This window comes from Rubrivivax soli (assembly GCF_049810355.1).
GTDB lineage: Bacteria > Pseudomonadota > Gammaproteobacteria > Burkholderiales > Burkholderiaceae_C > Rubrivivax.
Genome location: NZ_CP187368.1, coordinates 4,533,435 through 4,543,711 on the forward strand (window position 1 = coordinate 4,533,435; position 10,277 = coordinate 4,543,711).

General features: G+C 72.2%; 8 protein-coding genes. 4 read left to right on the forward strand and 4 right to left on the reverse strand.

Annotation, left to right across the window (positions count from 1 at the left end):
* Nucleotides 1-4 precede the first annotated feature (4 nt).
* The 4 genes from ACPOLB_RS20865 to ACPOLB_RS20880 all read left to right on the forward strand — a co-directional run bounded on the left by ACPOLB_RS20865 (nucleotide 5) and on the right by ACPOLB_RS20880 (nucleotide 6,056).
* The gene (locus ACPOLB_RS20865) at nucleotides 5-2,266 is read left to right on the forward strand and encodes a type I secretion system permease/ATPase (protein WP_425257960.1); all 2,262 of its coding nucleotides are present in this window, start codon (nucleotides 5-7) and stop codon (nucleotides 2,264-2,266) included.
* Nucleotides 2,263-3,501: an HlyD family type I secretion periplasmic adaptor subunit gene (locus ACPOLB_RS20870; RefSeq protein WP_425257961.1), complete on the forward strand. Its 1,239-nt coding sequence runs from the start codon at nucleotides 2,263-2,265 to the stop codon at nucleotides 3,499-3,501. The genes ACPOLB_RS20865 and ACPOLB_RS20870 overlap by 4 nt, the downstream gene beginning before the upstream one ends.
* 91 nt (nucleotides 3,502-3,592) lie before the next feature.
* Nucleotides 3,593-4,948, forward strand: coding sequence for a TolC family protein (locus tag ACPOLB_RS20875; RefSeq protein WP_425257962.1), 1,356 nt, complete (start codon nucleotides 3,593-3,595; stop codon nucleotides 4,946-4,948).
* Nucleotides 4,949-4,964: 16 nt separating this feature from the next.
* Complete coding sequence (locus tag ACPOLB_RS20880; protein WP_425257963.1) at nucleotides 4,965-6,056, forward strand: glycosyltransferase family 2 protein; 1,092 nt, start codon at nucleotides 4,965-4,967, stop codon at nucleotides 6,054-6,056.
* A 93-nt stretch (nucleotides 6,057-6,149) separates the two neighbouring features.
* Here ACPOLB_RS20880 and ACPOLB_RS20885 read toward each other — a convergent pair whose 3' ends face one another.
* Genes ACPOLB_RS20885 through ACPOLB_RS20900 form a run of 4 tightly spaced genes read right to left on the reverse strand, consistent with a single transcriptional unit; the run spans nucleotide 6,150 to nucleotide 10,204 of the window.
* A complete protein-coding gene (locus tag ACPOLB_RS20885) occupies nucleotides 6,150-7,724 on the reverse strand; it encodes a DUF6492 family protein (protein WP_425257964.1) in 1,575 nt (524 codons plus the stop codon).
* Nucleotides 7,703-8,686 carry an alpha-1,2-fucosyltransferase gene (locus ACPOLB_RS20890; protein WP_425257965.1) on the reverse strand — a complete coding sequence of 328 codons (984 nt, stop codon included), beginning with the start codon at nucleotides 8,684-8,686 and terminating at the stop codon, nucleotides 7,703-7,705. Before ACPOLB_RS20890 ends, ACPOLB_RS20885 begins: the two co-directional genes overlap by 22 nt.
* A 3-nt stretch (nucleotides 8,687-8,689) precedes the next feature.
* Nucleotides 8,690-9,343 carry a hypothetical protein gene (locus ACPOLB_RS20895; protein ID WP_425257966.1) on the reverse strand — a complete coding sequence of 218 codons (654 nt, stop codon included), beginning with the start codon at nucleotides 9,341-9,343 and terminating at the stop codon, nucleotides 8,690-8,692.
* A 12-nt stretch (nucleotides 9,344-9,355) separates the two neighbouring features.
* Nucleotides 9,356-10,204: a hypothetical protein gene (locus ACPOLB_RS20900; RefSeq protein ID WP_425257967.1), complete on the reverse strand. Its 849-nt coding sequence runs from the start codon at nucleotides 10,202-10,204 to the stop codon at nucleotides 9,356-9,358.
* Between the last annotated feature and the right edge of the window lie 73 nt (nucleotides 10,205-10,277).

Genomic DNA, 10,277 nt, shown 5'->3' on the forward strand with positions numbered 1-10,277 from the left:
TGCGATGAGCGTGCACAGCCCCGCCGAACACCAGGCCGCCGCCGCGGCCGGGGAGGGGGCTGCCTGGGACATCGACAACGACGCGCTGGCGCACGCGCTCAGCTGGATCACGCAGCACCACGGCCGCGAGCGTTCGCCCGAGTCGCTGCTGTCCGGCCAGGGCATCCGCGGCCGGCTCGGCCCCGACCAGGCAGTGCGTGCGCTGCGCGAGGCCGGCTTCAACGCCGGCCTGGTGCAACGACCCATCGCCGAGTTGAACGCGCTGCTGCTGCCGGCGGTGCTGCTGCTGAAGGAAGGCGACGCCTGCATCGTGGTGGCGCGCCACGCCAATGGCACGCACTACGACGTGGTGATGCCGGGCCGGCAGCACCACGCCTGCGTCGCCGCCGAGACCGAGCTGCAGGGCGAATACACCGGCATGGCGTTGGTGGCCACGCCGCAGGTGCGGCACCAGGCGCCCGCCGAAGACCGCGCGCTGCTGGCCGACCCCGCGCAGCACTGGTTCTGGGGCACGCTGCGGCGCTTCCTGCCGTACTACCGCTCGGCGCTGCTGGCGGCGCTGCTGAGCAACGTGCTGATGCTGGCCACGGGCCTCGTCACCTCGGTCATCTACGACAAGGTGATCCCGAACCAGGCCTTCGTCACGCTGTGGTGGCTGGCCGGCGGCGCCGGGCTGGCGCTGCTGTTCGACCTGCTGGCGCGGCAGCTGCGCGCCTACTTGATCGACCTCGCCGGCCGCAAGAGCGACATCACGGTCGGCATCGCGCTGTTCCGCCAGAGCCTGGGCATCCGCATGGAGCAGCGCCCCGCATCGGCCGGCGCCTTCGCGCACCAGATCGGCCAGATCGAGACCGTGCGCGAGTTCTTCGCCTCGGCCACGCTCGCGGCGCTGTCGGACCTGCCGTTCGTGCTGGTCTTCATCGCGATGACCTTCGTGATCGGCGGCCCGCTGGGCTTCGTGCCGGCGGTGGCCGTGCCGCTGCTGCTGCTGATGTCGGCGCTGATCCAGACCTCGCTGCGCCGCGCGACCATGCACAACATGCAGCAGACGGCCGACCTGCACGGCGTGCTGGTCGAGGCCGTGGACGGCATCGAGGACCTGAAGGCCGCCGGCGCGCAGGGCCGCTTCCTGCGCCAGTACGAAGAGAGCAGCGTCGCGGCCAGCGCGTCGCTCGTGAAGTCGCGTGCGATCACCGCGCTCACGACCAACCTGTCGATGGCGGCGCAGCAGGCCGTCACCCTGGTACTGCTGGTGTGGGGCGTGCACCTGATCGACGCCAAGGTCATCACCGCGGGCGCGCTGATCGGCGCCGTGATGTTCTCGGGCCGCGCGCTGGCGCCGCTGAACAGCGTGGTGGCGCTGGCCACGCGCTACCAGGGCGCGCGCGCGGCGATGCGCACGCTGGACCGCGTGATGGCCCAGCCCACCGACCGCGAGGCGGGCCGCCAGTACGTGCCGCGCCCCGAGCTCAGCGGCCGCGTCGGCCTGCACGAGGTGGGCTTCGCCTACCCGCCGCAGGGCGAGAGCGAGCCGCCGCAGGTGCTGAAGGGCGTGTCGCTGGCGATCCAGCCGGGCGAGCGCATCGCGATGCTGGGCCGCATCGGCAGCGGCAAGAGCACGGTGCTGCGGCTGCTGGCCGGGCTGTACCAGCCCACCGAAGGCATGGTCGAGGCCGACGGCATCGACCTGCGCCAGATCGACCCTGCCGACTACCGCGCACGCGTGGGCTTCGTCTCGCAGGACCCCCGGCTGTTCCACGGCAGCCTGCGCGACAACGTGCTGCTCGACCGCCCCACGGCCGACCCCGCCCGCCTGGCCGAGGTGGCGCGCGTGACCGGGCTGGACCGCCTCGTCAACAGCCACCCGCAGGGCTGGGACCTGCCGGTGGGCGAGGCCGGCGCGCTGCTCTCCGGCGGCCAGCGCCAGCTGGTGGCGCTCGCGCGCTGCCTGGTGACACGGCCGCAGATCCTGCTGATGGACGAGCCCACCAGCTCGATGGACGCGCAGAGCGAGGTCGCCTTCCTGCGCCAGCTGAAGGAAGCCGCGGGCAGCTGCACGCTGGTGATGGTGACGCACCGCCCGGCGGTGCTGGAACTGGTGCAGCGCATCGTCGTCATCGACGCCGGCCGCGTGGTGATGGACGGCCCGAAGGACCAGGTGCTGGCCGCGCTGCAGGGCAAGCCCGCTGCCGCCCCAGGGCCGCAGGGCGCCAACGTGCACATGCACCCGAGTGCCCAGCCGGTGCAGCGCGAGGCGTCGCTGTGATCTTCAGCCGCGGCCAGCCCAAGGCTGCGCAGTCCGGCCTGCGCGAAGGCGACCTCGCCTACGTCGCGCCGGTGCGGGCGGCGCAGGTGGTCGAGGCCGCGCCGGCCGCGATGTGGGCCGTCTACCTGATGCTGCTGGTGCTGCTGGTGGCCGTGCTGTGGGCCGCGGTGGCGCAGGTGGATGTGATCGCACGGGCCAACGCGCGTGTCATCCCCGAAGGCCGCGAGCAGGTCATCGCCAGCCTGGAGGGCGGCATCCTGCGCGAGCTGTCGGTGCGCGAAGGCCAGCAGGTCGCCGAAGGCGACGACCTCGCGCTGCTGGACCCCACGCGCTTCGAGGCCCAGCAGGCCGAAGGCCAGGCCAAGCGCCTGGCGCTGCGCGCGACGATGGCGCGGCTGCAGGCCGAATCGGCTGGCCGGCCGCTGGCCTTCCCCGACGAGCTGCAGGGCGAAACCGCCGTGCTGCAGGCCGAGACCGACTCGTACAACGCGCGCCAGCAGGCGCTGAACGAGGCGGTGGACCTGAACCGCCGCAGCATGGGCCTGTTGAACAAGGAACTGGCGGTGGCCGAGGCGATGTCGGCCAAGGGCCTGATGAGCGAGGTCGAGGTGATGCGCGTGCGGCGCCAGGTCAACGACCTGCACCTGCAGACGCAGGAGCGCGTGAACCGCTTCCGCCAGGAAGCCAGCGCCGAGCTCGTGCGCGTGCGCAACGAGCTGGCGCAGGTGGAAGAGCAGATGGTGGTGCGCGACGACGTGCTGCGCCGCACGGTGCTGAAGAGCCCGGTGCGCGGCATCGTCAAGACCATCAAGACCAACACGCTGGGCGGCGTGGTGCCGGCCGGCGCCACCGTGATGGAGATCGTGCCCATCAGCGCGCGCGTGCTGGTGGAGGCGCGCATCAAGCCCGCCGACATCGGCTTCGTGAAGGTGGGGCAGGACGTCACCATCAAGCTCAGCGCCTACGACTACACCGTCTACGGCGGCATGAAGGGCGTGGTGCAGTCGATCAGCCCCGACGTGCTGGGCGACCCCGAACGCGCCGCCGCGGCCGACGCCACCTACTACCGCGCGCTGATCCGAGCCGACCGCGCGCAGCTGAAGGCTGGCGGCAAGCCGCTGACCATCCTGCCCGGCATGGCCGGCACGGTGGACGTGCGCACCGGCCAGCGCTCGGTGCTCAGCTTCATGCTGCGGCCGATGCTGAAGAGCCAGGAAGCGTTCACCGAGCGTTGAGGACGCCCTGCGCGGGCCCGGCGCGAACAGGCCCGCGAAGCCGCCTGATTTCCGACGATCGCCGGCACCGCCCAGCGCCGAGACTGGCGGCATGAGAGCGTCCCGCCATTCCATCGCCCGTGCCCTGCTGCTTCTGGCTGCCGCCGGCGCCGGGGTCGACGCCACGGCACGCTGCGTCGACGAAGAGGCCGTGGCCGCGACGCCGGTCGACACCGGCGCCGACAGCGCCGCCATCGACCCGCGGGCGCAGCTCGCCGGCCTGGTGCGCGACGCGCTCGACCGCAGCCAGGCGCTGGGCGCGGCGCGGCTGCTGGCCTCGGCCGCGCTCGACGACGTGGAAGAGGTCAAGGCCGGCAAGTCGGTGCAGGCCGGGCTGGGCGGCGGGCTCAGCAGCACGGCCGAGCGCGCCGGCGGCATGAACATCACGCAGGCGCTGCAGGCCACGGCCAGCTTCAACGTCAGCCAGCTGCTGTACGACGGTGGCCGCACCGACCGCCTCACCGACTGGCGCACGCAGCTGGCCGAATCGGCACGGCTGGGTGCCGTCAGCCAGCAGGAACAACTCGCCGCGACCACCGTGTCGCTGGCGCTGGAACGCAGCCGCTACCGCCAGCACGTGCTGGTGTACGGCCAGTACGCGCGCAAGATGGCGTGCCTGGTCGAGGCGCTGGAGACCATCGTGCGCGCCGACCGCGGCCGTGCCAGCGAACTGGTGCAGGCGCGCAAGTCGCTGCAGCAGGCCGAGCTGGCGCAGAGCCAGGCGCAGAGCCAGGCGCGGCAGGTCGAGGTGCGGCTGCGCCGTCTGGTGGGCGACGGACTGCCGGGTGTGCAGGGCCTGTCCACCGTGCTGCTGCAGGTGCCGCCGCTGCCCGAGCTGGTGGCCGACGTGGAACGCTCGGCCGACCTGGCGCAGCTGGCCGCGCAGGCCAGTGCCGCCGAGCGCCTGGCCCAGGCCACCGCCGCGGCCAACCGGCCGCAGGTGAGCTGGTCGCTGGGCGGCGGTGCCACCGCCGGCGCCGGCGGCACGCTGGGCCAGCAGAAGACCGGCTCGCTGGCGGTCGGCATCAGCATCAACATCCCGCTGCTGGCGCCGGGCGTGCCGGCGGCCAGCGAAGCCGCGCGCAAGCGCGCGCAGGCGGCGCTGCTGCAGCGCGAGGAAACGCTGGAGGTGCGGCGCTACCGCGTGCAGGAAGTCTTCGAGCAGACGCAGGCCAGCTTCGACCGCGCGCGCCGCGTCGGCGCCGTGCTGCGCGACAGCGAGCAGGTGCGCAATTTCACGCTGCAGCAGTGGCAGCAGCTGGGCCGGCGTTCGCTGTTCGACGTGATGGGCGCCGAGGCCGAGCACTACAACCTGCGCGTGGCCCATGTCAACGCGCTGCACGACGGGCAGCAGCTCAATGCCATCCTGCTGTCGCTGGGGCGCGGCGTGGGCGAGTGGCTGCGCTGAAGAGGACACCCGGACGATGAAAACCGCCTGCGCCATCATGGCCGTCTACAACGAGGCCGACGTCGTGCGCGAGGCCGTGTGCAAGCTCATCGCGCAGGGCGTGGACGTGCACCTGATCGACAACGCGTCGACCGACGGCACCGCCGAGCGCGTGGCCGACCTGGTGGGCCGCGGCGTCACCGACATCGAGACCGTGCGCTTCTTCGAGGATGGCCGCGAGGTCTACGACTGGACCGCGCTGCTCAAGCTGAAGGAAACACGTTCGCGCACGCTCGGGCACGACTGGTTCCTGCACGTCGATGCCGACGAGATCCGCCACGCGCCGTGGCCCGGGCTGTCGCTGCGCGAGGGCCTGGACCGCGTGGACGCGGCCGGCTACAACCTCGTCAACTTCAAGCTCTTCAACTTCCGCCTCACCGCCGACACGGTGGTCGACCCGGCCGACTTCGAGGCCTCGATGACGCTGTACTCGGGCACCGAGCGCTTCAACCAGCGCCAGGTGAAGGCCTGGAAGGGCCACCCCGAGGTCGACATCGCCTCGCTCGGCGGCCACCACATCCGCGTGCCCGGCGCACGCGTGTTCCCCACGCGCTTCATCCACAAGCACTACCCGGTGCGCAGCCTGGAACACGGCCGCCGCAAGATCCTGGCCGAGCGCAAGGCGCGCTTCAGCAAGGCCGAGAAGGCACGCGGCTGGCACGTGCAGTACGACCATCTGGCCGACATCGACCCCGCCGCCGTGTACTGGGACCCGGCACAGCTGACCGCCTTCGACATGGACCGCGAGCGGCAGGCGCTGTTCATCGAGTCGAGCAGCGTGCTCGCCGAAGCCTTCGGCGACGGCGGCGTGCTCGACGAAGCCGGCTTCGGCGCGCGCTGGTCCGAACGCCTGCAGCGCGACGGCGTCGAGGCCGCGCACGCGGCGCAGCTGGTCGGCGTGGCCGGCCGCATCGCGCAGCTGCTGGCGCAGCAGGAGCTGCCGCCGATCGCCGCCGCGCCCGAGGACGGCCGCGCGCTGCGCAGCATCGTCGGCTCGCTGGCACGCACGCGCTACCTGCAGGGCGACCCGCTGCTGTACGGGCGGCTGCCGCTGCTGCGCTTCCGCTGACGAGCACGGCGCACGGCGTGCAAAGAACAAGGGCCCGCAGTGCGGGCCCTCGTCGTTGGTGCGCAGTGCGGGGCGGCGCGGCGCCGCCGCCGCTCACTCCCAGTTCTCGAACGCCACGTAGTCCAGCCCGATCACGCGCGCGAAGTTCTCCAGCGAGCCGAAGACCTTCTTGCCCTGGCGTGCCCAGGTGCTGGCGCTGAACACGATCTCGTCGTTGTGGTGGTGGAAGACCCAGCTGCCCAGCGTCTCGTACTCCGAGAAGCCGCTGGCGTCGCCGGTCTCGGCGCAGCGCAGGATGGCGTCGAACCAGTGCACGCCGTGCCGCGCCTCGATGGCCGAAGCCATGCCGCGGGCCCAGCGTGCGCGCGCGGGCATGCACTGCGCGATGAACGACAGGTCCACCTGGCGCGGCAGGCCCAGCAGGCGCTGCAGCGCCGCGAAGTAGGGCGCGTGGTGTTCGCGCGCGGCGCGCAGCACCAGGCGGCCGTCGGCGGCCACGAAGTGCAGGTTGGCCACCGGCACGGTGTCGGCGTCCCAGATCAGCACCACGTCGTCGGCGCGCTCGGCCGCGCGCACGGCCTGCAGCTTCAGCAGCTGCTGCCAGTACCAGCCGGCGCGGTGCGCCTGCGCCGCGGGCAGCTGCGCCCGCACCCACTCCAGGCTGCGGCCTTCGCCGTAGCGGCTTTCCGGCACCACGTGGTACGGGGCCGGCGTGGCGGCCTCGAACTGCGCCACCTCGGCGTCGGGCACCACCACCTCGTAGTGCACGGCGGCGATGCGGCTCAGCACCTGCGGCGCCGTCACCTTCCACACCTCCAGGTCGCGTGCGATGCAGGTGGAGACGACCTTGTGCACCAGGCGCAGCCCTGCGTGCGGCAGCGGGTCCACCGTGGCGTCGAAGCGCACGTGGTGGCCGCCGAAGGCCGACAGGTCGTAGTAGAGCTTGTTCTCCTTGCCGCACAGGTAGCGGTAGCCCTGGTGGCTGAGCAGCGCGTCGATGGCGGTGTTGGCCTCGATGTCGTCCTCGTAGTAGACGAAGCGCGGCCGCCGTGTCGAGAAGTTGACGCTCTGCAGCACCTCCAGCTCGTGGCCCTGCACGTCGATGACGAGCGCGTCGATGGCCGGGAACCGCTCGCTCGCGGTCACCGTGTGCAGCGGCACGAAGTCGAGCTCGGCGGTGACGATGGCGTCGATGTAGCGCGGGATGCTGTCGCGGTAGTGCGCGCCGCGGAAGGCGTTCTGGCGGATCCAGTAGACGATCACGTCGCGCTGCGTCGAGCCCTGGCCGTGGGCCCAGCGGTTGGGCGGGCCGTCGCCGTCCATCTCGTCGGCGACCGCGGGGTCCACGTAGTAGAACGGGATCGTGCGCGCCTCGTTGGAGATGCCCGCACGCAGGATGTTGATGCGCGACAGCCGCTCGCGGTGCAGTTGCACCAGCTTGTCGAAGTAGTACGGGATGGGCTCCACCAGCAGACCGCGCAGCCGCGGGTTGCTGCGGATGACGTCGATCAGCGGGTCGTTCTGCTCGCCGTCGTTGGCACCCACCTGCACGAAGAAGGCATCGCCTTCGCCCAGGATCTGCTGCAGCACCGCGTCGCTGTCGCGGTGCGCGGCGGGGTCGCGCGAGATGCTGTCGATCAGCCGCGTCAGGCGCAGGCGTTGGTCCATGGGGCTTCCTCGGGGCTGGGCGCGTCGCCGCGCCCGGGGTCGTGCTGTTCCAGCTGGTCGGTGAAGCGCTGCGTCGACACCAGTTGCTCGACCGCGCCCTGCACGCGCCGCCAGTGCGGCGGGCACAGCTGCGGCGAGACGTGGCCGATGAAGGACCACGGCGCGGGGCAGACGACGTCGTCGCTGCCCGACAGCAGCGCGCCCCACCACGAGTAGCTGGAGTTCGAGATGACGTGGTGGCGGCACAGCGCCATCAGGTGCAGGTCGCCGACGTCGCTGCCGCTGTGCACCAGCTGGCCGGTCCAGCCTGCGCTGCGCAGCAGGTGGCGTGTGTAGTTGGGCTCGTCGGAGAACACGAACAGGTCGAGGGCGCCGTGGCGGCGCTGCAGCCAGGCCAGCGTGTCCAGGTAGTAGGCCTCGGCACACAGGCCGTGGTGCTTGTAGTCGTGGCGGCGCACGTGCAGCGACACCGGGCAGCGTGCGGTGCGCACGCGTTCGGCGATCGGCGCGGCGCTCGCGGGCAGCTGCGCAGCGAGTGCGGCCGACAGCAGCGCCGCGTCGTCGGCGTCGACGACGCGGTGGTCCTGCCAGTAGCCGTCCAGCACCAGGTGCGTCAGGCCCGCGGGCAGTGCGAAGCGCGCGGGCATCGGCCCGCGGGCCGGCAGCGGGAAGGCGCTCTCGGGCAGCAGCCGGGTCGTGGCCGGCGGCAGCGTGGCCACACGCAGCACCGGTGCATCGGGCAGCAGCCGGTGCAGCAGCGGCACGCGGCCGTAGGCGTCGTGGCCGAAGCTGTCGATGTCGTAGGCGAGCGCGGCGCCGCTGGCGCGCGCCAGCTTGCGCGCGAACGCGATCTGGAAGAGCTGGTTGCCCAGGCCGCCCTGCAGGCGCTGCACCAGCGTGCAGGCGGCGTCGACCGGCGCCGTGGCGGGCGCTGTCGGAGCGGGGGCAGCGGCTGCGTGCACGGTTCAGGCGGCCGCGAGGCCGTAGGTCATCGCGCCGTAGTCCACGTCGCGCTGTTCGATGTCGGAGAACGACGGCCGCTGGCGGCCGAAGGCGGGCGAGAAGATGTACCAGCGGTCGCGCCGCTGCAGCGTCTTCCAGGCCTGGTCGATGGCCAGCCGGCCCAGCAGCGGGTGGCGCGGGCCCAGGCCGCGCAGCGCTTCCATCTGCGGGATGCATTCTGCGAAACACGCCAGCACCGTGGCCGCGTAGCGCCTGCTCACCAGGTAGCCGGCGGCCGACTGCGCTTCCAGCAACCGCGCCACGCCCGGGGCCTGCGGCGGCGGCGCGACGACCGCGGTGCCCATCAGCAGCAGCGCGTCCCAGTCCACGCGTTCGGCGGCGAGCTGGTTGAAGGTGGCGACGAACTCGCCCCAGGGGCGCAGCAGCTCGAAGTCGTCTTCCAGCACCAGGCAGAAGGGCGCGTTCTCGTGCGTGAGGAAGTGCGACAGCGCCGCCACGTGCGACTTGGCGCAGCCCAGAGCACCGAAGCCGGCGTCTTCCACCGCCGGCAGGCGCTGCACGGCCGCCGGGTTCAGGCCCTGCGCCAGGCAGCTGGCGCGCAGCGCGTCCCAGCGGTCACGGCGCTTGTCGAGGTTGATGGCGTAGATCTTCAGCATGGTGGGCGGGCCTCAGGCCGCAGCGGGCTGGCGGAAGCGTTCGCGCAGCGCCGCGAAGGCCTGCATGTATTGCGGGAAGCCCTGGTCGCGGTACGCGATCTTCAGTGCGTCGCTCATCACGGCCTCGGTGGGGTGCTGGCGGAAGCGCGACATCGACCAGCCCATCGTGAACGGGTTGGCCGCGTGCGTGGTCCAGTGCGGCTGCAGCGTCAGCAGCAGCGAGGCCGCGCGTTCCTGGAGGAAGACCTTGCGCTGCGCGTTGCCGGGGTAGCTGGTGGGGCGCGTCAGCGCCTGCTGCAGCGGCGTCGCCGGGCCTTCGCACACGGCCCACAGCGCTTCGTTGAGCTGCAGCCAGGCGCGCCAGAAGGCGGGGCGGGCGACGAAGTAGTTGCTGAAGACGATCTGGCGCGAGTCCATCACCAGCGAACGCAGCGCCACCGGCATGCCGATGTGGCGCAGCAGGGCTTCGTAGGCGTCGATCAGGCCGGGGTCGAAGGTCTCGCCCTGCTCGAACACGTTCAGGAAGAAGGCGCCCATGTCGGGCTGCGGCGAGAACAGCACCACGTCGGCGCCGCTGGTGCGCACGGCGGCGCGCACCTGCTCGGCGTTCAGCTGCGTCTTGCTGCCGAACTTGGGCGAGAAGAAGCCGTACCAGGCGGCGTCGTCCAGCGGCTGCTCCAGCAGGAAGCGGCGGATCGGCGCGTATTCGTACCAGTCGGGCCGGGCGTTGGCCAGGTTGTCGAGCACGGCGTAGCCGGGCTCCACGGCCGCCAGCGTCGCCGGGGAGTAGGCGATCTGGTACAGGTGCACCGGGGCGCGCCCGGGGTCGGGCACGGTGGACGTGGAGGACGGACGTTCCATGCCGCCATTGGGCGCCAGCCGGGCGGCGCGCGATCGCACAAGAAGCAGGGCCCGGCAGCCGCATTTCGCGGCT

Excerpts from the sequence above, each read along its gene's own strand:
- ACPOLB_RS20865 (WP_425257960.1), top strand. The coding sequence starts at position 5 with ATGAGCGTGCACAGCCCCGCCGAACACCAGGCCGCCGCCGCGGCCGGG.
- ACPOLB_RS20875 (WP_425257962.1), top strand. The coding sequence starts at position 3,593 with ATGAGAGCGTCCCGCCATTCCATCGCCCGTGCCCTGCTGCTTCTGGCT.
- ACPOLB_RS20880 (WP_425257963.1), top strand. The coding sequence starts at position 4,965 with ATGAAAACCGCCTGCGCCATCATGGCCGTCTACAACGAGGCCGACGTC.
- ACPOLB_RS20885 (WP_425257964.1), bottom strand. The coding sequence starts at position 7,724 with ATGGACCAACGCCTGCGCCTGACGCGGCTGATCGACAGCATCTCGCGC.
- ACPOLB_RS20895 (WP_425257966.1), bottom strand. The coding sequence starts at position 9,343 with ATGCTGAAGATCTACGCCATCAACCTCGACAAGCGCCGTGACCGCTGG.
- ACPOLB_RS20900 (WP_425257967.1), bottom strand. The coding sequence starts at position 10,204 with ATGGAACGTCCGTCCTCCACGTCCACCGTGCCCGACCCCGGGCGCGCC.